Genomic DNA, 23250 nt, shown 5'->3' on the forward strand with positions numbered 1-23250 from the left:
GGTAACAAAAATGACACAACAAGTAGTAAATGTAATTGGTGCAGGTTTAGCCGGTTCAGAAGCAGCTTGGCAAATTGCGAAGCGCGGTGTGAACGTACGTTTATATGAAATGCGCCCAGTAAAACAAACACCAGCACATCATACAGATAAATTCGCTGAGCTAGTATGTTCAAACTCATTACGTGCAAACGGACTGACAAATGCGGTTGGTGTAATCAAAGAGGAAATGCGTAAATTGGATTCTGTTATTATTGCAGCAGCAGACAATAGCTCTGTACCTGCCGGCGGTGCTTTAGCAGTAGACCGTCATGAATTTGCAGGTATCGTAACAGAAAAAGTGAAAAACCACCCGTTAATTGAGGTAATCAATGAAGAGGTAACTGAAATTCCGGAAGGTATTACAGTAATCGCAACAGGTCCATTAACTTCTGAAGCATTGGCGAAGCAAATTCAGGGCCTTACAGGGGAAGACTATTTGTACTTCTATGATGCGGCAGCACCGATCATCGAAAAAGATTCGATCAATATGGATAAAGTATACTTGAAATCACGCTATGATAAAGGTGAAGCGGCATACTTGAACTGTCCGATGACAAAAGAAGAATTCGATGCTTTCCGTGAAGCGCTTATTACTGCGGAATGTGCACCGTTAAAAGAATTCGAAAAAGAAAAGTATTTCGAAGGGTGTATGCCGATTGAAGTAATGGCAGCACGCGGCGAAAAGACAATGACATTCGGACCGATGAAACCGGTTGGTCTGGAAGATCCGAAAACGGATAAACGTCCATATGCTGTTGTTCAGTTACGACAAGATGATGCAGCGGGGACACTTTACAATTTAGTAGGCTTCCAAACACATTTAAAATGGCCGGAACAGAAGCGTGTCTTCTCGATGATTCCTGGTTTAGAGAACTTGGAAATTGTACGCTACGGCGTAATGCACCGTAATACGTTCATCAATTCACCAAAAGTGCTGACACAAACATATCAGTTGAAAGCACGTCCAAACCTTTTCTTTGCAGGTCAAATGACAGGTGTTGAAGGTTATGTAGAATCAGCCGGCAGTGGTCTGATTGCAGGAATAAATGCAGCACGTATGGCTTTAGGCCAAGAGTTGCTTTACTTCCCGCATGAAACAGCATTAGGTGCAATGGCTCGATACATTACACATACTGATGCGAAAAACTTCCAGCCGATGAACGTGAATTTCGGGATTTTCCCGGAACTTGGCGAGCGCATCAAATCAAAGCCGGAGCGTGCTGAACGCCATGCTAACCGCGCATTGGATTCGATTCAGAATTTTATTAATAATCAGGCAATTTAATTGCGAAAAGCCCTTAAAGACTGTTATACTTTAGGGGCTTTTAATTTTGCGGTGATTATTTAAAAATGGCCATAATAATAAGTATTGCTTGACATGATATTGCGATATTTGTCGAATAATACAAAGAAGTTGAATAACTCTAGCAAATTTTACTTGAAAAGTATTCACAATAGGTATAGTGTCAATATGTGTGTTTTTTTAGTAGGAAAATTAACATATTTATTCATACAACATCATTTCTCTTTTGTAATAACAGGGGGTATACACGATGGATGAAAATTTGCAAAACCAGCTTGACCAATTTATTCGCTACGTGCAACTAGAAAAAAACTTTTCCCTACATACTGTTCGCGAATATACTTCTGACTTAGAAGAATTTTTTGCATTTTTGCATGCTGAAGGTATACAAAAAATTACAGAAGTTGAGTATATCCACGCACGTCTATATGTAACAAAGCTTTATGATGAACAAAAAGCAAGAACTTCAATTTCCAGGAAAATCTCATCGATCCGTTCTTTTTTCCGTTTTTTAAATCGAGAACAGAATATTGATGATGCTCCGTTTCGTTCACTTTATCATCCGAAAAAGGAAGAGCGATTACCGAGCTTTTTTTATGAGGAAGAATTGAAGGAACTATTCGAGAAAAATGAAGGCGATGAGCCGATTCAAATTCGTAATATGGCACTGTTGGAACTTCTTTATGCGACTGGAATGCGTGTAAGCGAGTGTGTCAGTCTTGAACTGACAGATATCGATTTTCATTATAATATCGTCCGTGTAATGGGGAAAGGCCGAAAGGAGCGGATTATTCCGTTTGGTCAATATGCGCATGATGCACTTAAACTTTATATAGATCAAGTACGTCCGATATTAATGAAGAAGGAAAATCATCAGAAAGTTTTTGTCAATATGCGCGGTGGCGAACTTACTGCCCGTGGTGTGCGTTATATATTAAGTGAGATGATTGACAATGCCAGTATGCATACGAAAATTTATCCACATATGTTACGACACACATTTGCTACGCATTTATTGAATAATGGGGCAGATATGCGTACAGTCCAGGAACTGCTTGGGCACGCCAATTTATCTTCAACTCAAATTTATACTCATGTAACGAAGGAAGCTTTAAGAAAGACATATATGAATAGTCATCCGCGAGCATAGTTAAGGAGGAAATAAAGAATGGGTCAAATTCATGCGACAACGATTTTCGCTGTTCACCACAACGGTGAATGTGCAATGGCCGGGGATGGTCAAGTAACATTGGGAAATGCAGTTGTAATGAAGCATACGGCACGTAAGGTCAGACGTCTGTTTAATGGGAAAGTATTGGCAGGGTTCGCAGGTTCTGTTGCGGACGCTTTTACATTATTCGAAATGTTTGAGGCAAAACTGAATGAATATAATGGTAACCTGCAAAGGGCTGCAGTAGAAGTGGCAAAGCAATGGCGTGGGGATAAAATGCTCCGTCAATTGGAAGCGATGCTGCTTGTAATGGATAAATCAACATTGCTTCTTGTTTCAGGGACTGGTGAAGTAATTGAGCCGGACGATGGCATTTTAGCAATTGGTTCAGGTGGAAACTATGCATTGTCAGCTGGCAGAGCATTAAAAAAACATGCGGGCGATCATTTATCGGCAAAAGAAATCGCAGAGGCTGCGCTGACGACCGCTGCGGATATTTGTGTGTTTACAAACCATAATATTATCTTGGAGGTATTATAATGACTACGATCAATTTAACACCAAGACAAATTACGGAACAATTAAACCGTCATATTGTTGGCCAGGAAACAGCAAAACGTGCAGTTGCAGTTGCGCTGCGTAACCGGTACCGCCGCTCTTTATTAAGCGAAGAATTAAAAACAGAAGTAATCCCGAAAAATATTTTAATGATTGGACCTACTGGGGTAGGTAAAACAGAAATTGCACGCAGAATCGCAAAACTGACGAATGCTCCGTTTATTAAAGTGGAAGCGACAAAGTTTACGGAAGTTGGTTATGTTGGACGTGATGTCGAGTCAATGGTGCGCGATTTGGTGGAAGCTTCTCGTCGCCTTGTGAAGGACGAAATGTTCGAAAGAGTGAAGGATCAGGCAGAGCGCAATGCGAATGATGTGCTTGTGAAATTACTTGTACCTTCAAAAGTAAAAGAAAAGCTTACGCAAAATCCTTTTGAAATGCTATTCGGTCAAAAAGAGTCGTCTCAGGAAGAAACTGCAAACCAGGATGAACCGGAAATTCGTACACGACGCGCGCAAATTGCCCAAGATTTAAAAGACGGAAAATTAGAAGAGCAATGGGTAACAATAGAAGTAACGGAAAATGCCCCATCTCTTTTTGATGCAATGCCCGGTATGAATATGGATAATGCAAACGGTATGCAAGATATGCTTTCTAATTTAATGCCGAAAAAGACGAAAAAACGCAAAGTCCAAGTAAAGGATGCGCGTCGTTTATTAACACAAGAAGAAGCAAATAAGCTGATCGATACGGATGCGTTGTCCAGTGAAGCAATTCAACGTGCAGAACAGGCCGGCATTATTTTTATTGATGAAATCGATAAAATTGCAAGCAAAGGTTCCTCATCTGCGGAAGTATCCCGCGAAGGCGTTCAGCGTGACATATTACCGATTGTGGAAGGATCCACAGTTACGACAAAATACGGCACTGTAAAAACGGACTATATGCTCTTTATTGCAGCAGGTGCTTTCCATATATCAAAACCGAGCGATCTTATTCCTGAATTGCAAGGACGATTCCCGATTCGTGTTGAACTTGAAAAATTAACGAAGGATGATTTTGTTCGTATTTTGAAAGAGCCGGATCAATCGTTAATATTGCAATATAAAGCATTGCTTGAAACAGAAGGTGTTACGCTGAACTTTACGGACGAAGCGATTGAACGCATTGCGGAAATTGCAACAGAAGTAAATCAGGAGACAGATAACATCGGTGCACGCCGTCTGCACACAATTTTAGAACGACTGCTTGAGGAACTTTCCTATGAAGCATCGGAAATTGCACCTGCACATATCGACATTACACCGAACTATGTTAATCAAAAATTAGCGAATATAGTAAAAAACAAAGATTTATCGCAATTTATTCTTTAATTATAAGTTGAATTAGTATCTTTAAATTGTAAAAACCTTTAGAATATTAAGTGAATTAAAACGTTCCGTAGGAGGAAACAGAAATGAATTTATTAACAAAAACACGAAAAATCAATGCAATGTTACAAGCATCTGCTGGTAAACCAGTTAACTTTAAAGAGATGGCTAATACTTTAGGTGATATTATCGAAAGTAACGTATTCATCGTAAGCCGTAAAGGGAAGTTGCTTGGCATTTCAATACACCAACAAATCGAGAATGAGCGTATTAAGAAAATGTTCGAAGAGCGCCAATTCCCTGAAGAATATACACAAAACTTATTCAATATTACAGAAACTTCTTCAAATTTAGATATTAACAATGAGCACACTGCATTCCCAGTGGAAAATAAAGACCTATTTGCATCTGGTTTAACTACAATTGTACCGATTATCGGTGGCGGTGAGCGTTTAGGTACGTTAATGTTAGCGCGCATTAGTGATCAGTTTGAAGATGATGATCTTATTTTAGCTGAATACGGTGCTACAGTAGTAGGTATGGAGATTTTACGTGAAAAATCTGAAGAGATTGAAGAAGAAGCACGTTCTAAAGCAGTAGTTCAAATGGCGATCAATTCATTATCTTATTCTGAGCTTGAAGCAATCGAGCATATTTTCGAAGAATTAGATGGCAATGAAGGTTTACTAGTTGCTTCAAAAATCGCTGACCGCGTAGGTATTACACGTTCAGTTATCGTAAACGCATTACGGAAACTAGAATCTGCTGGTGTTATTGAATCACGTTCATTAGGTATGAAAGGAACATATATTAAAGTATTAAACGATAAGTTCCTGAACGCATTAGCTGAAATTAAAATGAAATAAGACATTTTCATTTACAGCAAGGAGGATTTCTCTCCTTGCTGTTTTTTTTTTAGGAAATGCAGAAAAATGTCGAATAAAAATACTCTAAACGAGAATTTTTTTGGATTTTAATGTATAATTAGGTATATGGTCGTTGTTGTTTGAAATAAATAAATATCTTTTATACCTAAATGGTGATAAAATTCATATGACAAACGATTTGTTACAAATTTATGAAATGTAATTATATAAATATTAATATAAAGGGATTTAATGTATGATGTTTAAGGAAATAAATAGTATTTCGATAAATTGAAAATTTCAATTTTAGACTAATATAATAATTTTCTGTTAGCGAAAGTGTATATGTAGGTCTAAATAGTGTGATGAAATGGATTGTCGAAAAATGTTCGGACTAATATATAGTTAATTGTTATATTTTTTATGTAAAAATAGTTCTTTAAGACTATTCGAAAGGGTCAAAAGTAGATAGACACTAAGGTTTAAACTAATTACAATTGTATTATTGAGTTTTTGTGTGCAAATTTTAGCGAAATATGAATGAGGTGAGAATTTTGGATTTATTTGGCGGGACAATAAGTAGCCTGGAAAAGGGACTTTCCTATGCAACTTTGAAAAATAAAGCAATAACACAAAATATAGCGAATGTTGATACACCGAATTATAAAACTAAAGAAATTAGCTTCAAAGACGTATTAAATGATGCAAAGCAAGCGACGATTCCTGCGTATCGTACAGATGCGAGGCATTATAATTTTAAAATTAATATTGGGAGCAGCGGTGTGTATTCGAATGAAAACTTCCGCAGCAGAGCAAATGGAAATGCTGTAAATATGGATGCTGAACAAGCGAAGCTGGCTGAAAATACAATTTATTATAATGCCCTTATAGATCGTGTCAGCAGTAAATTTTCAACATTGAATAATGTTGTAAAAGGAGGAAGATAAAAATGTCCATTTTTCATAGCATGAATACGACAGCTTCTGCATTAACGTCACAGCGATTACGAATGGATGTAATTTCCTCTAACGTTGCCAATGTCGATACAACGCGAGCGAAGCAGGTAAATGGTGAATGGGAGCCATATCGAAAAAAATCTGTCACATTAAAAGAGCAGCAAGGTCAATTTTCCAACTTTTTAAACTTGGCGATTGGAAAATCGGAAAAAGACGGTGTTGGTAACGGTGTTAAAGTAAGTTCTATTAAAGAAGATACAGAAACCCCTTTTAAATTAGTTTATGATCCATCACATCCCGATGCTAATGCAGAAGGATATGTTCAGATGTCGAATGTTGATGTATTAAAGGAAATGGTTGATCTCATTTCGGCAAGCCGTTCTTATGAAGCGAATATAACTGCTTTTAATGCCAACAAGAACATGTTAACAAAAGCATTAGAAATCGGGAAAGGATGATATTTAAATGGCAATTAACCCAATAACATTCATGCCTCCTACACAATCTGTGAATGAAGTAAATGTTCAGAATCAACTGACTCCTGCAAATGCGCAACAGCAATTTGCAGATACATTAAAAGAAGCGATTGCAAGTGTCACTGAACATCAAAAAACATCAGATACAATGACACAAAAATTAATTAACGGTGGAGATGTTGATTTATTTGAAGTGATGATTGCTGCACAAAAAGCAAGTGTTACTTTAAACACAACAATTGAAGTTCGTAATAAAGCTGTTGAAGCTTATCAAGAAATTATGCGTATGAGTGTGTAATGGTTTGAAAAACGACTGACGAATTGTTGGGCATTCACTTTAAGCGGAGGATTCATAATGAATGAACGACTTACAAAAATTAAAAGCGACTCAACCGGTTTCTGGAAAAGTCGCACTAAAAACCAAAAAGGTGCATTAATCGGTGCGTTAGCTGCAGTCATTGCAATTGCAGCGGTAATTACGTATTTCTCAACGCGTACGACAATGGCTCCGTTATTTCCGGAGATGTCACAGGCTGAAGTAGGGAGAATTACGGAAGTACTTACTTCACAAGGTGTAACGTACGAAGTGTCAAACGGCGGGACAGTAATATTAGTGCCGGAAAATCAAGTACAGGACTTACAAGTGTCATTAGCAGCCCAGGGTTATCCTGATTCTGGGGAAATTGACACGTCTTTTTTTACATCTAACGCGGGCTTTGGAATGACCGACAATGAATTTAACGTAATTAAGCAAGCGACGATCGAAACGGATCTGGCGAATTTAGTTCGTAAATTCGAAGGAGTCAAAGATGCAAGTGTCATGATAACTTTACCTGAAGAAGGTGTCTTCCTTAAAGATGCTAAAGGTGAGGCGCAGGCTGCAATTGTGATAGATACAGCACCTGGACATAAATTCTCGGACGATCAAATTAAAGGATTATTTAATTTAGTATCGATGAGTATTCCGAATTTACCTAAAGAAAATATCACGATTATGAATCAGTATTCTGAATATTATGATCTGGCTTCAGCGGAAAGCGGTGGCGACGGAATCGATTCAGTTACTGGACAAATGGAAGTGAAGAAAACGATTGAGCGTGATTTGCAGCGCCAAGTGCAGCAAATGCTCGGTACGTTAATCGGTCAGGATCAAGTCGTAGTAAATGTATCGGCGGACATTGACTTTAAAAAAGAAAATCGTGAAGAAAATTTAATCCGACCTGTTGATGAGGAAAATATGGAGGGTATTGAAATTAGTGCCCAACGTATTACAGAAACATACTCAGGCGGTGCTGCAGAAGCGGCAGAAGGTACTACTGAAGCCGGAAGTGTAACAGATAACTTTGTAGATTATGTTGAAGGAACAAACGGTGACGGCGATTATGAACGAGTAGAAGAGACGATTAACAATGATGTTAACCGTATTCGCCGTGAAATTCAGGAAAGTCCTTACAAAATTCGTAATTTAGGTATTCAAGTAATGGTAGATCCTCCAAATGCAGAAGAAGGGTTCGATCAAGGTGTTCGTACTGATATTGAACAAATTTTATCGACAATTGTCCGTACATCGATTGATCAGGAAGCTGCCGGTAACCTAACAGACGAAGATATTGCAAATCGTATTGTCGTGTCTGTACAGCAGTTCCAAGGAAATGATACAGCGGAAGATCAGCCGCAATCGGTTATTCCTTGGTGGGTATGGGTAATTGGCGGTATTTTAGTTGTTGCAATTATATTACTTGTAATTAATGTAATCCGTGCACGGCGACGTAAGCAAGATGAAGAAGAGCTGGAGATTTTAGAACAGCAACAGCAGGTAATTGAAATAGAAGATATTTCTGAAGAAAAAGAAACTGAAGCGACTGTACGCCGTAAGCAATTAGAGAAAATGGCCAAAGATAAGCCGGAAGATTTTGCGAAATTATTGCGTAGCTGGATTGCTGAAGATTAATAGGAGGTTCCGCTGTGTCCAAGAAAGAAAAAGACCTATCAGGAAAGCAAAAGGCTGCTTTACTGTTAATTTCTCTAGGACCGGAAGTTTCGGCTTCTGTATATAAGCATTTAAGTGAAGAGGAAATCGAACGTCTGACACTGGAAATCTCGAGTGTGAAAAGAGTGGAATCGACAGTTAAAGAAGAAATTATAGAAGAATTTCATCAAATTGCACTTGCGCAGGACTATATTACACAAGGCGGTATAGGATATGCGAAGACGGTACTGGAAAAAGCATTAGGTGCTGAACAGGCACAGGCGATATTAAATCGTTTAACTTCTTCATTACAAGTAAGACCATTTGATTTTGCTAGAAAAGCAGATCCGGCACAAATTTTTAATTTTATCCAAAATGAACATCCTCAAACAATTGCCCTTATTCTATCTTATTTAGAACCAGGGCAAGCAGGGGTTATTCTATCTTCGTTACCACAGGAAGTACAGGCGGATATTGCAAAGCGTATTGCAATTATGGAATCGACGTCTCCGGAAGTTATTAGTGAAATTGAATCGGTATTAGAGCGAAAACTATCATCTACTGTGACACAGGACTATACAGAAACAGGCGGCGTAGATGCAGTCGTGGAAGTATTGAATGGTGTGGACCGTCAAACAGAGAAAACGATTCTGGATGCACTTGAAATTCAAGATCCTGAACTTGCCGAAGAAATTAAAAAGCGCATGTTTGTATTTGAAGATATCGTTACACTCGATAATCGTTCAATTCAGCGTGTTATTCGTGACTGTGAAAACGAAGACTTATTATTATCGATGAAAGTCTCTTCAGAAGAGGTAAAAGAAATTATTTTCCGAAATATGTCTCAACGTATGGCAGATACATTCCGTGAAGAAATGGATATTATGGGACCTGTGCGATTACGAGATGTAGAAGAAGCGCAGTCTCGAATCGTAGCAGTTATCCGACGTTTAGAAGATGCAGGTGAAATTATAATTGCACGTGGCGGAGGAGATGATGTAATTGTCTAAAATCATCCGTTCAACAAATGCACAGCAACCCGAAGAGTCATCAATTGTAGAAATTAAACTTCAAAATTTCTTCGAGCCGATTCATTATGGGAAAACGGAAGATGAACGTATAGAGGAATTGTCACAACAAAAATCAATGGATATTGAAGCTGAACGCCAGCAAATGCTGGAACAGGCAAATTATGAAATCGAACAGCAAAAAGCCCAATTCGAGCAGTATCGATCAGAGCAGCTTGAGGCAATTGAAGCGTTAAAGCAATCATGGGAAGAAGAAAAAATCATTCTTCAACAGGAAGCTTATGACGGCGGTTTTGCACAAGGGTACGAGGATGGTGTACAAAAAGCAAATGCAGCGATGCAGCAGGCATTACAAGCGGCAAATGAGACGATGGCAAATGCACAAAAAATTGCAGCATCTTATATTGAGTCCCAGGAGTCCGTCCTTTTGGATATTGCATTAACAGCTGCAGAACGCATCATTCATACAGCACTTGACCGTGACGACGAAATGTTCGTTTCAATTGTACGACGGGGATTAAAAGAAGCACGGGAAATGAAAGAAATTAAATTATATGTTTCACCGAAATATCATCCGATTGTGACAGAACAGCTAAAGGAATTAGCGGAAATATTCCCGGTAAATGTTCCGTTTATGGTATTTGTCAATGAAGATTTACTAGATTCGGAAAGTTATATCGAAACAAATCATGGACGTATCGTTGTTTCGATTGACGAACAATTGCAGGAGCTCCGCAGACAGTTATACGAACTAATCGAAAGTAAGGAATGATAAGGATGAAAATGGCTCAATTAGTTGAACAAATTCCTAATCTTAATACATTTAAAAAGTATGGTAGAGTGACGAGAGTTGTCGGCTTGATGATTGAGTCCCAAGGTCCTGAAAGTTCCATCGGGGACGTTTGTAAAATTCACATCCAAACATCGAAAAACGGCCCGCAAGTAATGCTGGCAGAAGTTGTGGGGTTTAAAGATGAAATCGTGATTTTAATGCCATACTCTTCGCTGAAAGAAATTTCGATCGGCTGTCTTGTAGAGGGGACAGGCTCACCACTGGAAGTGAAGGTAGGCCCTGAGCTGATTGGGAAAGTACTTGATGCAATGGGCAACCCGTTTGACGGCCAACCATTGCCAAAAGGATTAACGACAGTCCCAACGGAAAAAGAGCCGCCAAATCCTTTAAACCGTCCTCCGATTAACGAACAGTTAGAGGTCGGAGTAAAGGCAATTGACGGAATGCTTACAGTTGGCAGCGGTCAGCGTGTAGGTATATTTGCAGGATCGGGCGTCGGAAAAAGTACATTGCTTGGGATGATTGCCCGAAACACGGAAGCGGATATAAATGTGATTGCTCTAGTAGGAGAACGTGGACGTGAAGTACGGGAGTTTATCGAACGGGATTTAGGTCCGGAAGGTTTACAACGGTCGGTTGTCGTAGCGGCTACTAGTGATCAGCCTGCACTAATGCGAATTAAAGCGGCATTTACCGCAACAGCTATTGCAGAATATTTCAGGGACCGCGGCAAGAACGTCATGTTAATGATGGATTCCGTAACCCGAGTTGCGATGGCGCAGCGTGAAATTGGACTAGCAATCGGTGAACCGCCTGCAACAAGAGGTTTTACACCTTCCGTTTTTGCAATTTTACCAACATTGTTGGAACGGTCAGGGACAAATATAAATGGGACAATTACCGCATTTTATACAGTGCTTGTAGACGGTGATGATATGAATGAACCAATTGCAGATGCTGTACGGGGGATTTTGGACGGTCATATTGTACTGGACCGGAATCTTGCCAACAAAGGACAGTATCCGGCGATTAATGTGTTAAAAAGCGTAAGCCGTTTAATGAACCATATTGCACAGCCTGAGCATGTTCGTGCAGCGAGCCGTTTGCGGGAATTATACTACAGCTATTCAAAATCAGAGGATCTGATTAATATCGGGGCATATAAGCGCGGGACATCGAAGGAAATTGATGAGGCGATTTTGTATGAGCCGCTCATTACAGAATTTTTAAAGCAAGGGTATAAAGATAAAATTTCGATCGAACAAACAGTCAATGAAATTATCGCTTTATCGAATGGTGGTGCCCGTTAATGATGAAATACAATTATCGTTTTGAAAAAATTCTTGTCGTTAAAGATCAGGAGAAAACGGAATCGGAACTGGCTTTTAAAGAATCGGTGCAAGTATTTGAGGAAATTGCTACAAAGCTGTATGACCTGTTAAAGAAAAAAGAAGATTTGATCGAGTATCAGCAGGAACGGTTAAAAATAGGATCTTCCATCGATGAAATCAATCATTACTCGAAATTTATCGATAGTATGGAAAAAACTATTGAAGACGCACAGCAAAAAGTAATGCAGGCACGGGCAAAAATGAATTGGCATGAACAAAAATTATTGGAAAAAAGTTTGGAAGTACGTAAATATGAAAAAATGCGTGAAAGAGATCATGAAAGATTCATAGAAGATCAACTTCATATAGAAGCAATTCAGTTAGATGAGCTTTCAACAATTGCGTATTACAAGAAGGAAATCAGGTGATTCCGTGGCAAAAAAAATTAAAAATACGATGGAGCAAGTGGAAGAAATAGAATTGGAAAGCCAATCTCCAGGTTTTTTCAAAAAGTTTTTCTACCTATTTTTAATCCCGTTTATGTTTCTCATCGCAATTTTATTGATTATTACATCTCTGACGGAATATAACGTGTTTAAAATGGCGGATGAAGCAATTGAAAAAATCCCGTTTATCAGCTCGGATGTAAAAGAGGGAGTAGTAGAAAACAGCTCATTAAATGAACAAAAGGTAGTAGAGCTGCAAGCGGAAATTCAAGAAAAGGAAGCGCAAATTTCCCAGCTACAATCACAAATTGACGCATCAGCGACTGAAAAAGAAGAGCTTTTAATTGAACAGGAACGTTTGCTGTTTGAAATTGAAAAACTGCAGCGCGATCAGGAAGAGTCGAAAAAAGAGTTCAAAGAAATTCTGTCTACTTTTGAAAAAATGTCTGCAAGAAAAGCAGCACCTATATTAGTTGAAATGAGTGACACGGAAAGCGTACGTATAATGTCAGAGATGAAACCCGATACATTATCAGCTATTTTCGCAAAAATGGCACCGGCAGATGCTGCCCGCTTTACAGAGCTTTTATCACAGCAATAGTCTTTGAGTGGAAGGAGGTGTAGTAAATGAATATAGCAATGTTACAAACAGTAAAAATGCCAAAGCAAGATATCCAGCCAAACACAGTAAAAACAGCAAAGCCGGATTCAAAAACATTTGGGAGTGTGTTTAATTCGATGATTTCAAAGTCGTCTGCTCCAACCGCTAAGCAAACTGGAGTATCAGAATCGCCGCTAGCTAAAAGTATTTCCGGGATTTTAGAAGAGGACTCACTGGAAGGACTACTTGAACAATTAGGTGTGAAGATGGATGAGTCGGGGCTATTCGCATTGGTAGGTGAAGAAAGTACACCGATTGCGATAGACGAACTAATGACTTTAGATAACTTAACGGAGCTTTTAGGAATGACAAAAACGGAGTTGGATGAAATTGTTCAAAAGTTATTAGGTGATACAAAACAAGAAATAACGGATATTTGGTCCCTGATCGAGCAATCTCCACAAATTCTAAGTGAAGTATTAGCAGCTATTGAAAAGCCTGAGCAAAATAAGGTTCAAGCGAAAGAATTGCAGCAAGTTGTACAAATTTTAAAGCTAGCTCAACTAGCCGGAAGTAAAGTCGATACGGTCTATCAACAGGAAATCCAATTAGCCAGTTTAAAAGATGCATTGCTGGTATTGGTGAATGAAGCTCAGAAATTAGCAGGAACAGAGCAGAGCACTACGAAAACTACGACTTTCCAACAAGTAGTACAGCAAGGTCAACAGACTGCCCAAAACCAACAGACGACCGTTAAAGTTGAAGCGGATACGCAAACAGCAGGGCATTTACAGCAGCAAGTGACACATTCAAAAACAGTGACCGTTACATTACCTGCTGAAAAGCCGGCACAGTCGGATGCATTAATAAAAGAAATTCAAAACTTGATCAATCGAAGCCAACTTTCAGGACAGCCAGGTAATATGAAATTATTCCTGAAACTGTTTCCAGAGAATCTCGGTCAAATACGAATTGAACTAGTTCAAAAAGACGGGGTCATGACTGCCCGATTATTGGCAACGACAGCAATGGGGAAAGAGTTGCTGGAAAATAACATTAACCAATTAAAAGCCGGTTTCGTTTCTCAAAATATTCAAATGGAAAGAATCGATGTTGCACAGTCTTTACAGGATGCCGATCGAAATGCGCGTGATCAAAACTTATTTAATAACTTCTTCCGTCAAAAAGACGGGGAAAAAGAGCAGGATAATAATGAAGATACGCTAGAAGAAGAAAATGTTTCGTTTAAAGATCTATTAAGCGAGGAGGTAGAATAAGTGGCAAATTCAATTTCAAATGATTATTATTTACCGGCGAATAATGCAAATTTCAAAGTAACAGATAAACAAGATAACGGGGCGCTCGGTAAAGATGCGTTTCTAAAAATATTAATTACACAACTGCAAAACCAGGATCCAACAAGCCCGATGGATGATAAGGAATTCATTGCACAGATGGCACAATTTTCTTCATTAGAGCAAATGCAGAATATGACAAAAGCGATGGAAAATTTACTGGAATCACAGCAACAGTCACAATTGATGAGTTATACAACATTTGTAGGCAAAGAAGTGAAATGGCATGAAATTACAGATAAAGTGGATGCAGACAACAAGCCAATTTACAACGAAGGAACAGGCTCCATTCAAGAACTGAAATTTGTTAATGGGGAGGCCGTGTTTGTACTGGCTGACGGCAAGGAAATTAAACCAGGCAATATTTCATCGATTCTTGGTGGTACGAGTACGACAGAGCCGACAGTTCCAGCCGGAAATCCATTAGCAGAAGCGAGCCAGCTGATCGGACAGACGGTACAATATACAAATGGTGACCAGGTCGTTGAAGCAATTATTGAAGCGATTAAAACAAATAATGTGAATATCGAATACATTTTAAATGATGGTTCTCGTTTAACAAAAGACCAATTTACAGTGAGTTCTCAAACAACCCAAAATGAAAATGTAACAGAATAAGAGGTGGGGCTGATGAACAGAGTCAATATTCAACATATCCCTTACCATCCACCGATAAAGCCGATAGCAAAGCAAAATACGGAGCAAGTTTCAAAGCAGTCCTTTATGGACCATTTAAAACAGGCGACCGGTGATGAATTAAAAATAAGCAAGCATGCTTCAGAACGGTTGAATGAACGAAATATTTCTATAACAGATCGTGAATGGCAACAAATCTCCGAAAAGGTATTTGAGGCAAAGAATAAAGGTGTGAAGCAGCCATTAGTCTTGTTAGATCAGGCTGCCTTAATTGTAAGTGCAAAAAATGCGACGGTTATTACCGCATTGGATCGTAATGAAGCGAAACAGCAACTATTTACCAATATTGATGGAACAATCCTTTTATAGGCCGGACCTTCAGAAGTAAGGAAGCCTACAGTCGTTGAATGATCGATACGACTGAACAAAAAAACAGATTTGAAAAACGAAGGGAGAACGACATTTCATGTTACGTTCAATGTATTCAGGTATTTCAGGCTTAAAAAACTTTCAGACAAAATTAGACGTGATTGGGAATAATATCGCGAATGTTAATACGTACGGCTACAAGAAAGAACGTACTATTTTTAAAGATTTAATTTCCCAAACACAGACAGGGGCATCTGGTCCATCTGCTACTCGCGGTGGTGTAAATGCTGTACAAGTGGGTTTAGGCTCTCAATTAGCTGCGATTGATACGATCCACAATCCAGGGTCAATGCAAACTACGGGTCGTACGCTAGACATGGCAATATCAGGTGATGGATTCTTTATGGTAGGAGATTCAGTTGTTGGTCCAGATGAACAGGGGTTAATTACTGAAAGTGGTTTTACTAATACACTTTATACCCGCGCCGGGAACTTTTATATGGATCGCAATGGCTATGTCGTAAATGGCGACGGTAAATATTTAGTGGGTTTACCAAATGCAGAGATTTATGATGAAGTTGATGAAGCAGCAATAAGCAATGCTGATGCAGATAAAGAAACAGCTGCGGGTACAATTGGTACGGATAACCTGTATGAAGAAGGGGCAATTACTATTGCAGATGAAATTGCGCCAATTAAGATTCCAACAAATGCGCAATCTATGTCTATTTCACAGGATGGTTCGATCTATTATGTGGACGTAAATGGTAAATTACAGTTTGCTGGTCAGACATTATTAGCAAAGTTCCCTAACGCATCGGGTCTAGAAAAAACAGGTTCTAACTATTTCCAAGTAACGGCTAACTCTGGAGACCCATTAGTACAAGTAGGTACACAAGCTGGTATCGGCTCAGTTAACTCAGGCTTCATGGAAATGTCCAACGTAGATCTTTCGGAAGAATTCACAGAGATGATAGTTGCGCAGCGCGGGTTCCAGGCGAACTCTCGTATTATTACAACTTCGGATGAAATTTTACAAGAGCTTGTTAACTTAAAACGATAGTTTAAATTTATTATAGAAGGGGGGCCGGGCCGGCTCTCAAGTGCAGGTCCGGCCCTATTTCAATGATTGAGGTGACTCGCCTTAATGGTAAAGCATTTACTTTAAATGCTTTATACATAGAAACAGTTGAAGCATTTCCGGACACCCAAATTACGCTGACGACTGGACGTAAATACATTGTGTTAGAGACTGAAGAACAGGTGCGGCAAAAAGTGAGGGCATTTTATCAGAATGTCCAAGTTTTATCTAACCCGCACCTTAGAGGTGAAGAAGATGAAGAATAATAAACTAGTAACAATTATGCTAATTATATTAGTGACGATTACATTATTCGGTGTTATTGTAGTTGTGTTATTGACACAGCTCGACAAAGAGAAGCCGAATGGTCCAACGATTGATGAAATCATCGAGTCATCGGTAGACATTCCTGAAATTACGACAAACTTGGCAGATGGAAGTTTTGTTCGAATTACATTAAAAATCCAGGCATCAGATAAAAAAGCTGGTGAAGAGTTGTTTAAGCGGGACTTCCAAGTAAAGAACATCGTGATTCAAGAACTTTCTGAAATGGAAGAGAAAGCTTTAGAAGGCAAGCAAGGAAAAATTGCATTCCAGGATGCAATTAAATCTCAAATCAATGAGTTAATGCAAGAAGGGGAAGTTACGCAAGTGTATATTACTTCATACGTACTTCAGTAATCATCAGTACTACACAATTTTAATTTTTTGAAATGGAGGTGGGCAAATGGCAGGAGATATAATGTCGCAATCCGAAATCGATGCGCTTTTATCGGCGATATCGACCGGAGAGATGTCTGCAGAAGACATAAAAAAAGAAGATGAGACAAGAAAAGTTAAAGTATATGACTTTAAGCGGGCTCTGCGCTTCTCAAAAGACCAAATCCGAAGTTTGACCCGTATACATGAAAACTTTGCGCGACTGTTGACAACATTCTTTTCAGCACAGTTAAGAAGCTATGTTCAAATAACAGTAGCATCCGTAGACCAAATTCCGTTTGAAGAATTTGTTCGTTCAATCCCAAACATGACATTGATCAATGTATTTGAGGTCCCGCCTTTAGATGGCAATATTTTAATGGAGATCAACCCGAACATTGCCTATTCGATGCTCGATCGATTGATGGGCGGAGCAGGGGGAAGTCATAGCAATGTTGACAATTTAACTGAAATTGAAACGAAAATCATGACAAATTTATTTGAACGTTCATTTGATAATTTACGTGAAGCATGGGAGAATGTTGCTGAAATCGATCCGATGCTTGTGGAACTGGAAGTAAACCCGCAGTTTTTACAAATGATTTCGCCAAATGAGACGGTAGTTGTCATTTCGTTTAATACAATTATCGGGGAAACGACAGGGATGATTAATATTTGTATCCCGCATGTTGTACTAGAGCCGATCGTTCCGAATTTATCTGTTCGCTACTGGATGCAGACAAATACGAAGGAAATTTCACCGGAACAAACAAAAATGCTTGAAAATCGTGTGAAACAAGCAAAATTACCGGTTATTGCAGAGTTAGGAACGGCAGACATTACAATTGAAGATTTCCTGACAATGGCTGTCGGTGATGTCATTCCGTTAAATCAAAAAATTGAAAATCCATTAACACTGAAAGTCGGCAGCTTACCGAAATTTACTGTTCAGCCAGGCAAATTGAATAATAAAATGGCTGTTCAAATTATCGACCCTTTGAAAGGAGGAGACGAAGATGAGTGATGAAATGCTCTCCCAAGAAGAAATTGAGGCTCTATTAAGGGGCGAAACGCTGGAGGATTTTTCTGCAAATACAGCAAATCCGGAAGAAGAAATTAAAGTTGAGGATCACTTAACTCCGATAGAAATTGATGCATTAGGTGAGGTAGGTAATATCTCATTCGGCAGTTCGGCAACTGCATTATCTTCATTACTAGGTCAAAAAGTAGATATTACAACACCTAGTATTACAATGATTAATCGTAACCGTTTAGAACAGGAATTCCCGCAACCATATGTTGCTGTACAAGTAGAGTATACAACTGGCCTTTCAGGAATGAATCTTCTTGTAATCAAACAATCGGATGCTGCAATTATTGCAGATTTAATGCTGGGTGGCGATGGTGTAAATCCAAGACCTGAATTAAGTGAAATCCAGTTAAGTGCAGTTCAAGAAGCAATGAATCAAATGATGGGTTCAGCTGCCACATCCATGTCAACAGTGTTTAACCAAAAGGTTGATATTTCACCGCCGACAATTGATCTACTGAACATTTCACAAAATGAAGGCACTGACACGATCCCTACAGATGAATTATTAGTGAAAATTTCCTTCAGATTGCGTATCGGTGAATTGATCGATTCGAATTTAATGCAATTACTACCTTTAAAGTTTAGTAAAAAGATAGTAAAGTCATTAATGGGAGAAACTGATGAGCCTCTTACTGCAACAACAACAGTGGAGCCTACACCAGTTCAGCCGACACAACAGCAGCCAATGCAGCAGGCACAACAACCGATGTTTGAACAACCGGTTCAGCAGCCAGTTTATGAGCAGCCAGTACAACAGCCGGTCTATCAGCAGCCAATGTATGAGCAACCGGTGCAGCAACAAGCGTATCAGCAACAGCAACCTGCATATGAACAGCCAGTTTACCAGCAGCCTGCTTATACAGCACTACCGGCAAATGTACAGCAAGCACAATTTGCAAGCTTTGAATCGCCAAGTATTTCACAGGCAGAAGCACGCAATTTAAATATGCTGCTTGATATTCCATTGCAAGTAACAGTTGAGCTGGGACGTACTAAACGTTCAGTAAAAGAAATACTCGAACTATCGAGCGGATCGATTATTGAATTAGATAAGCTAGCGGGTGAACCTGTAGATATACTAGTCAATAGTCGGTTAATTGCAAAAGGCGAAGTTGTAGTAATTGATGAGAACTTCGGTGTTCGCATCACAGATATTTTAAGTCAGGCAGATCGCTTGAACAATATTAGATAGTTTTAATTGGAGGAATTAGATTATGTCTAAAAGGATTTTAATTGTTGACGATGCAGCATTCATGCGCATGATGATCAAGGATATTTTAACGAAGAATGGTTATGAAGTAGTTGGAGAAGCAGCTGACGGAATTCAAGCGGTTGAAAAGTACAATGAATTGCGTCCGGATTTAGTAACAATGGATATTACAATGCCTGAAATGGATGGTATTGCAGCATTAAAAGAAATTAAAGGCACGGATCCAAGCGCGGTAGTTATTATGTGTTCAGCAATGGGCCAACAAGCTATGGTTATCGATGCGATTCAAGCTGGTGCAAAAGACTTTATCGTAAAGCCTTTCCAAGCAGATCGCGTAATCGAAGCGATTCAAAAAGCTTTAGGTTGATCTGATGAAAGCAAAAAAATCATTTCGATTTTGGATCGCTGTTGCAATTGTATTGATGACGGCATTATTTACACCAATCTCAAATGGGACTTTTGCGATGGTAAGTAACGTATACGAAAACTGTAATGAAAACCCTGAAGAATGTTCAGAAGAAAAAATTTCAGATGAGAGTACTCCGGATGCCGATGCAGAACAAACTGACTCGGCATCCGTTAGTATTGGATTTTGGGATTATCTTAAAGTTTTAATAGCACTTGTCTTCGTCATAGGGCTATTATTGTTCATTTTAAAGTATTTAAACAAGCGTAACTTCAACTATCAACAAAATGCCGTTATTAAAAATATCGGTGGCTTGTCTGTAGGACAGCAAAAGTCTGTACAATTATTACAAATTGGTAAACGAGTTTATGTAGTTGGTGTCGGCGATAACATTCAACTTCTGAAGGAAATTGAATCCGAAGAGGAAATCGACCATTTACTAAATCAAATTGAAACTAAGCAGAGCATGGTGAATACTTCACCATATATAGCTCAGTTAATTAATAAATTTTCACAAAAAAAGCGTCCTCAGGATATTTCGGAAGGCCCTAAATTCAATGATTTGTTCAATGAAAAAATCGGGAAAATCAAACAGCAACGTAGTGATGAACTTGAACGTTGGAAAGAACAGGAGCGTGATGATCGATGAACGACCTTCTTTCCGTGTTTTCTGAAAGTGATCCGGGAAATGTATCCACATCGGTTACGCTGTTATTCCTGTTAACTGTTCTATCTTTAGCGCCGAGTCTGTTAATATTAATGACTTCATTTGCGCGTATCGTCATCGTTCTGTCGTTTACTAGGACAGCCCTTGCCACGAACCAGATGCCGCCTAACCAGGTAATTATCGGGTTGGCATTATTTTTAACATTCTTTATTATGGCTCCGACATTCCAGCAAGTAAACGAGCAGGCATTACAGCCGCTTTTTGATGAAGAAATTAATTTGGAAGAGGCATATGAGCGAGCGACGATTCCGTTCAAACAATTTATGGCTCAGCATACAAGGCAAAAAGATTTAGAACTTTTTATCGAATATAATCAGGCAGAGTATCCGGATTCCATCGAGGAAATTCCGATGACGCTGTTAGTACCCGCATTTGCGTTAAGTGAAATTAAAACAGCTTTTCAAATGGGCTTTATGATTTTCATTCCGTTTTTAGTTATTGATATGGTAGTCGCAAGTACACTGATGTCAATGGGGATGATGATGCTGCCTCCAGTAATGATTTCACTGCCATTTAAAATCTTATTATTTGTACTCGTCGATGGTTGGTATTTAGTGATGAAATCTTTACTTCAAAGTTTTTAGGGGATGATATAAAGTGACACAGGAAATGGTCATTGCAATTGCAGAAAATGCAGTATACACGATATTGATAGTTTCGGGACCTTTATTATTAATCGCACTTGTCAGCGGTTTAATAGTGAGTATATTTCAGGCAACAACTTCCATTCAAGAACAAACATTGGCGTTCGTACCTAAAATCGTAGCGGTATTAGTGGCGATTATTTTTTTTGGTCCGTTTATGATCAGCAAAATGACGGACTATTTTCACGACATTTTAAATAACCTAGTTCGGTATATTGGGTGAGAAAATGACGGAATTACTACCGAATTTATCAATATTGCTATTAATTTTAGTACGTGTTTCTGCATTTTTCGTCTCCATCCCTTTATTTTCTTATCGTACAATACCACCGCAAGTGCGCATTATTTTGGCTGTCGCTTTAGCGTGGATGATGTATTATACGTTTAATATTGAGCCGTTTGAAATTAATGCTTTCTATTTGCTGCTCGTTTTAAAGGAGGCAATTATCGGGCTTATGCTGGGATTGGCCGCGATGATTATCGTTTCCGCTGTCCAAATAGCGGGCGGATTTATCGATTTCCAGATGGGGTTTGCAATGGCGAATATTATCGATCCGCAAACCGGTGCCCAGTCTCCGTTAATGGGGCAGTTTTTAAATTTTTTAATGCTTTTAGTATTGCTTTCAATAAATGGTCATCATCTTATTTTAGATGGTATTTTTTATAGTTATCAGTTTATGCCGATGGATCAGTTTTTCCCGAATTTCGGTGAAGAAGGGACCGCACTGTTTATTATAAAAATATTTGTATCTGTATTTGCCATAGCATTTCAAATGTCAGCTCCAATAGTTGCAACATTATTTTTAGTAACGTTAGCGTTAGGAATTACAGGGAAAACTGTACCGCAAATGAATATATTTGTAATCGGATTCCCGATTAAAATTGCAGTAGGGTTTCTAGTATTGATGGTGACAATGGGTGTATTAATAGGAGTTATGAAGGAGCTAATTGAATTTATGATTATTTCTTTACGTGACTTAATGGTTATTTTAGGTGGTGGCTAACATGGACAAAAAGCTATTGATCAACGTTGACCTTCAGTTTTTTGCAGGTGAAAAAACGGAAAAAGCAACACCGAAAAAGCGGCAGGATTCACGAAAAAAAGGACAAGTATTAAAAAGTCAGGATGTCACAGCCGCCGTACTACTGCTATTGTCATTTTTCTTTTTACTTTTCTTTGCACCATTCATGTACGAAGGTATGAAAGATTTTTTACTACAAGCACTTAACCGCAATATGTTAATTGAAACGCTGAACGCTGAAACCGTAATGGATATGTATGTTGAATCCATTAAAGAAATGGCAATTATCGTTCTGCCGATTATGGTCATTGCCATCATTGCAGGTATTGGAGCTAACTTTTTTCAGTTTGGCTTACTTTTTACAACAGAGACATTAAAAATAGATTTAAAAAAAATGGACCCTATTAAAGGGATCAAAAAGATTATTTCTGTACGAGCGATCGTCAATTTAATTAAATCATTATTGAAAGTAACGCTAATCGGGACCGTAACAACCGTTGTCATTATTATCTATTTGGAAGATGTATTATCGCTTGCTTTACATAGTCCGGCACAAATTTTGGCCACAGTAGCATACTTGTCGACAATCATGGGAATTGCCGCTTCAATTATGCTCGTATTCATTGCATTGTTTGACTATATTTATGAACGGTATGAATATGAAAAGCAATTGAAGATGTCAAAACAGGATGTTAAAGATGAGCATAAAAATGCAGAAGGGGACCCGCTGATCAAGTCGAAAATTAAACAGCGTCAACGGGAAATGGCAATGCGCAGAATGATGCAGGATGTACCGGCTGCAGATGTTGTCATTACAAACCCGACCCATTTTGCCATAGCATTAAAATACGATGAAGATATGATGGATGAGCCGAAAGTTGTAGCAAAAGGAACCGATTTTGTTGCACAGAAAATTAAACTTATTGCAAAAGAACATGATGTCATTATGGTGGAAAATCGTCCGCTTGCCCGTGCGATGTATGACCAGGTTGAAATCGGACAGGCTGTACCGGAAGAGTTTTTCAAAGCAGTTGCCGAAGTTCTTGCATATGTATACCGGATCAAACGCAAAATTTGACATAGATTTCAGGAGGGACAACA

Annotated in this window: 28 protein-coding genes; all 28 read left to right on the plus strand. The window is 38.8% G+C overall.

What is annotated here, in order from left to right; all coding sequences use genetic code 11:
* Positions 1 to 10: 10 nt before the first annotated feature.
* A complete protein-coding gene (gene trmFO, locus AC0VXV_RS05335) occupies positions 11 to 1324 on the plus strand; it encodes an FADH(2)-oxidizing methylenetetrahydrofolate--tRNA-(uracil(54)-C(5))-methyltransferase TrmFO (protein ID WP_475530635.1) in 1314 nt (437 codons plus the stop codon).
* Between the two features lie 268 nt (positions 1325 to 1592).
* The gene (gene xerC, locus AC0VXV_RS05340) at positions 1593 to 2492 is read left to right on the plus strand and encodes a tyrosine recombinase XerC (RefSeq protein WP_475530636.1); all 900 of its coding nucleotides are present in this window, start codon (positions 1593 to 1595) and stop codon (positions 2490 to 2492) included.
* An 18-nt stretch (positions 2493 to 2510) separates the two neighbouring features.
* Positions 2511 to 3053 carry an ATP-dependent protease subunit HslV gene (hslV, locus tag AC0VXV_RS05345; RefSeq protein WP_339175539.1) on the plus strand — a complete coding sequence of 181 codons (543 nt, stop codon included), beginning with the start codon at positions 2511 to 2513 and terminating at the stop codon, positions 3051 to 3053.
* On the plus strand, positions 3053 to 4444 hold the full coding sequence (gene hslU, locus AC0VXV_RS05350) for an ATP-dependent protease ATPase subunit HslU (protein ID WP_475530637.1): 1392 nt from the start codon (positions 3053 to 3055) through the stop codon (positions 4442 to 4444). The genes hslV and hslU overlap by 1 nt, the downstream gene beginning before the upstream one ends.
* 83 nt (positions 4445 to 4527) lie before the next feature.
* Entirely contained in the window at positions 4528 to 5307 is a 780-nt protein-coding gene (gene codY / locus AC0VXV_RS05355; RefSeq protein WP_008403294.1) for a GTP-sensing pleiotropic transcriptional regulator CodY, read from the plus strand.
* A gap of 554 nt (positions 5308 to 5861) precedes the next feature.
* Positions 5862 to 6254, plus strand: coding sequence for a flagellar basal body rod protein FlgB (gene flgB / locus AC0VXV_RS05360; RefSeq protein ID WP_475530638.1), 393 nt, complete (start codon positions 5862 to 5864; stop codon positions 6252 to 6254).
* Between the two features lie 2 nt (positions 6255 to 6256).
* Positions 6257 to 6721: a flagellar basal body rod protein FlgC gene (flgC, locus tag AC0VXV_RS05365; protein WP_475530639.1), complete on the plus strand. Its 465-nt coding sequence runs from the start codon at positions 6257 to 6259 to the stop codon at positions 6719 to 6721.
* 7 nt (positions 6722 to 6728) lie between these two features.
* A complete protein-coding gene (fliE, locus tag AC0VXV_RS05370) occupies positions 6729 to 7037 on the plus strand; it encodes a flagellar hook-basal body complex protein FliE (protein ID WP_475530640.1) in 309 nt (102 codons plus the stop codon).
* A gap of 57 nt (positions 7038 to 7094) precedes the next feature.
* Complete coding sequence (fliF, locus tag AC0VXV_RS05375) at positions 7095 to 8690, plus strand: flagellar basal-body MS-ring/collar protein FliF (RefSeq protein WP_475530641.1); 1596 nt, start codon at positions 7095 to 7097, stop codon at positions 8688 to 8690.
* A gap of 14 nt (positions 8691 to 8704) precedes the next feature.
* A complete protein-coding gene (fliG, locus tag AC0VXV_RS05380) occupies positions 8705 to 9718 on the plus strand; it encodes a flagellar motor switch protein FliG (RefSeq protein WP_475530642.1) in 1014 nt (337 codons plus the stop codon).
* The gene (gene fliH, locus AC0VXV_RS05385; protein ID WP_475530643.1) at positions 9711 to 10508 is read left to right on the plus strand and encodes a flagellar assembly protein FliH; all 798 of its coding nucleotides are present in this window, start codon (positions 9711 to 9713) and stop codon (positions 10506 to 10508) included. The genes fliG and fliH overlap by 8 nt, the downstream gene beginning before the upstream one ends.
* Before the next feature lie 5 nt (positions 10509 to 10513).
* Positions 10514 to 11839, plus strand: a complete 1326-nt coding sequence (gene fliI / locus AC0VXV_RS05390) for a flagellar protein export ATPase FliI (RefSeq protein WP_475530644.1) — start codon at positions 10514 to 10516, stop codon at positions 11837 to 11839.
* Positions 11839 to 12288, plus strand: coding sequence for a flagellar export protein FliJ (fliJ, locus tag AC0VXV_RS05395; RefSeq protein ID WP_176142070.1), 450 nt, complete (start codon positions 11839 to 11841; stop codon positions 12286 to 12288). The genes fliI and fliJ overlap by 1 nt, the downstream gene beginning before the upstream one ends.
* A gap of 4 nt (positions 12289 to 12292) precedes the next feature.
* Positions 12293 to 12907 carry a MotE family protein gene (locus AC0VXV_RS05400; protein WP_475530645.1) on the plus strand — a complete coding sequence of 205 codons (615 nt, stop codon included), beginning with the start codon at positions 12293 to 12295 and terminating at the stop codon, positions 12905 to 12907.
* Between the two features lie 26 nt (positions 12908 to 12933).
* Positions 12934 to 14184, plus strand: coding sequence for a flagellar hook-length control protein FliK (locus AC0VXV_RS05405; protein ID WP_475530646.1), 1251 nt, complete (start codon positions 12934 to 12936; stop codon positions 14182 to 14184).
* Positions 14185 to 14880, plus strand: coding sequence for a flagellar hook assembly protein FlgD (gene flgD / locus AC0VXV_RS05410; protein WP_475530647.1), 696 nt, complete (start codon positions 14185 to 14187; stop codon positions 14878 to 14880).
* Positions 14881 to 14892: 12 nt separating this feature from the next.
* Positions 14893 to 15267, plus strand: coding sequence for a TIGR02530 family flagellar biosynthesis protein (locus tag AC0VXV_RS05415; RefSeq protein ID WP_475530648.1), 375 nt, complete (start codon positions 14893 to 14895; stop codon positions 15265 to 15267).
* Positions 15268 to 15364: 97 nt separating this feature from the next.
* Positions 15365 to 16330 (plus strand): flagellar hook-basal body complex protein, encoded by a 966-nt coding sequence (locus tag AC0VXV_RS05420; RefSeq protein ID WP_475530649.1) that lies wholly within the window; start codon positions 15365 to 15367, stop codon positions 16328 to 16330.
* Between the two features lie 62 nt (positions 16331 to 16392).
* Positions 16393 to 16614: a flagellar FlbD family protein gene (locus AC0VXV_RS05425; RefSeq protein WP_475530650.1), complete on the plus strand. Its 222-nt coding sequence runs from the start codon at positions 16393 to 16395 to the stop codon at positions 16612 to 16614.
* A complete protein-coding gene (fliL, locus tag AC0VXV_RS05430; protein WP_475530651.1) occupies positions 16604 to 17029 on the plus strand; it encodes a flagellar basal body-associated protein FliL in 426 nt (141 codons plus the stop codon). The genes AC0VXV_RS05425 and fliL overlap by 11 nt, the downstream gene beginning before the upstream one ends.
* 46 nt (positions 17030 to 17075) lie before the next feature.
* The gene (gene fliM, locus AC0VXV_RS05435; protein WP_475530652.1) at positions 17076 to 18071 is read left to right on the plus strand and encodes a flagellar motor switch protein FliM; all 996 of its coding nucleotides are present in this window, start codon (positions 17076 to 17078) and stop codon (positions 18069 to 18071) included.
* Positions 18064 to 19332 (plus strand): flagellar motor switch phosphatase FliY, encoded by a 1269-nt coding sequence (gene fliY / locus AC0VXV_RS05440; RefSeq protein WP_475530653.1) that lies wholly within the window; start codon positions 18064 to 18066, stop codon positions 19330 to 19332. The genes fliM and fliY overlap by 8 nt, the downstream gene beginning before the upstream one ends.
* 22 nt (positions 19333 to 19354) lie before the next feature.
* The gene (locus AC0VXV_RS05445; RefSeq protein ID WP_014824480.1) at positions 19355 to 19717 is read left to right on the plus strand and encodes a response regulator; all 363 of its coding nucleotides are present in this window, start codon (positions 19355 to 19357) and stop codon (positions 19715 to 19717) included.
* A gap of 4 nt (positions 19718 to 19721) precedes the next feature.
* Positions 19722 to 20405, plus strand: coding sequence for a flagellar biosynthetic protein FliO (locus AC0VXV_RS05450; protein ID WP_475530654.1), 684 nt, complete (start codon positions 19722 to 19724; stop codon positions 20403 to 20405).
* Positions 20402 to 21067: a flagellar type III secretion system pore protein FliP gene (gene fliP, locus AC0VXV_RS05455; RefSeq protein ID WP_340800471.1), complete on the plus strand. Its 666-nt coding sequence runs from the start codon at positions 20402 to 20404 to the stop codon at positions 21065 to 21067. Before AC0VXV_RS05450 ends, fliP begins: the two co-directional genes overlap by 4 nt.
* Before the next feature lie 13 nt (positions 21068 to 21080).
* The gene (fliQ, locus tag AC0VXV_RS05460; protein WP_475530655.1) at positions 21081 to 21350 is read left to right on the plus strand and encodes a flagellar biosynthesis protein FliQ; all 270 of its coding nucleotides are present in this window, start codon (positions 21081 to 21083) and stop codon (positions 21348 to 21350) included.
* A gap of 4 nt (positions 21351 to 21354) precedes the next feature.
* Positions 21355 to 22131: a flagellar biosynthetic protein FliR gene (gene fliR / locus AC0VXV_RS05465; RefSeq protein ID WP_475530656.1), complete on the plus strand. Its 777-nt coding sequence runs from the start codon at positions 21355 to 21357 to the stop codon at positions 22129 to 22131.
* Position 22132: 1 nt separating this feature from the next.
* Positions 22133 to 23227 (plus strand): flagellar biosynthesis protein FlhB, encoded by a 1095-nt coding sequence (flhB, locus tag AC0VXV_RS05470; protein ID WP_475530657.1) that lies wholly within the window; start codon positions 22133 to 22135, stop codon positions 23225 to 23227.
* Positions 23228 to 23250: the final 23 nt, after the last annotated feature.

It is taken from the genome of Solibacillus sp. iso_87 (assembly GCF_056173085.1).

Excerpts from the sequence above, each read along its gene's own strand:
- hslU (WP_475530637.1), top strand. The coding sequence starts at position 3,053 with ATGACTACGATCAATTTAACACCAAGACAAATTACGGAACAATTAAAC.
- fliL (WP_475530651.1), top strand. The coding sequence starts at position 16,604 with ATGAAGAATAATAAACTAGTAACAATTATGCTAATTATATTAGTGACG.
- AC0VXV_RS05450 (WP_475530654.1), top strand. The coding sequence starts at position 19,722 with ATGAAAGCAAAAAAATCATTTCGATTTTGGATCGCTGTTGCAATTGTA.
- hslV (WP_339175539.1), top strand. The coding sequence starts at position 2,511 with ATGGGTCAAATTCATGCGACAACGATTTTCGCTGTTCACCACAACGGT.
- fliR (WP_475530656.1), top strand. The coding sequence starts at position 21,355 with ATGACGGAATTACTACCGAATTTATCAATATTGCTATTAATTTTAGTA.
- codY (WP_008403294.1), top strand. The coding sequence starts at position 4,528 with ATGAATTTATTAACAAAAACACGAAAAATCAATGCAATGTTACAAGCA.
- fliP (WP_340800471.1), top strand. The coding sequence starts at position 20,402 with ATGAACGACCTTCTTTCCGTGTTTTCTGAAAGTGATCCGGGAAATGTA.
- AC0VXV_RS05420 (WP_475530649.1), top strand. The coding sequence starts at position 15,365 with ATGTTACGTTCAATGTATTCAGGTATTTCAGGCTTAAAAAACTTTCAG.
- fliJ (WP_176142070.1), top strand. The coding sequence starts at position 11,839 with ATGATGAAATACAATTATCGTTTTGAAAAAATTCTTGTCGTTAAAGAT.
- trmFO (WP_475530635.1), top strand. The coding sequence starts at position 11 with ATGACACAACAAGTAGTAAATGTAATTGGTGCAGGTTTAGCCGGTTCA.
- AC0VXV_RS05445 (WP_014824480.1), top strand. The coding sequence starts at position 19,355 with ATGTCTAAAAGGATTTTAATTGTTGACGATGCAGCATTCATGCGCATG.
- AC0VXV_RS05415 (WP_475530648.1), top strand. The coding sequence starts at position 14,893 with ATGAACAGAGTCAATATTCAACATATCCCTTACCATCCACCGATAAAG.
- AC0VXV_RS05405 (WP_475530646.1), top strand. The coding sequence starts at position 12,934 with ATGAATATAGCAATGTTACAAACAGTAAAAATGCCAAAGCAAGATATC.
- xerC (WP_475530636.1), top strand. The coding sequence starts at position 1,593 with ATGGATGAAAATTTGCAAAACCAGCTTGACCAATTTATTCGCTACGTG.
- fliF (WP_475530641.1), top strand. The coding sequence starts at position 7,095 with ATGAATGAACGACTTACAAAAATTAAAAGCGACTCAACCGGTTTCTGG.
- fliY (WP_475530653.1), top strand. The coding sequence starts at position 18,064 with ATGAGTGATGAAATGCTCTCCCAAGAAGAAATTGAGGCTCTATTAAGG.
- fliI (WP_475530644.1), top strand. The coding sequence starts at position 10,514 with ATGAAAATGGCTCAATTAGTTGAACAAATTCCTAATCTTAATACATTT.
- fliM (WP_475530652.1), top strand. The coding sequence starts at position 17,076 with ATGGCAGGAGATATAATGTCGCAATCCGAAATCGATGCGCTTTTATCG.
- flgC (WP_475530639.1), top strand. The coding sequence starts at position 6,257 with ATGTCCATTTTTCATAGCATGAATACGACAGCTTCTGCATTAACGTCA.
- AC0VXV_RS05425 (WP_475530650.1), top strand. The coding sequence starts at position 16,393 with ATGATTGAGGTGACTCGCCTTAATGGTAAAGCATTTACTTTAAATGCT.
- fliE (WP_475530640.1), top strand. The coding sequence starts at position 6,729 with ATGGCAATTAACCCAATAACATTCATGCCTCCTACACAATCTGTGAAT.
- flhB (WP_475530657.1), top strand. The coding sequence starts at position 22,133 with ATGGACAAAAAGCTATTGATCAACGTTGACCTTCAGTTTTTTGCAGGT.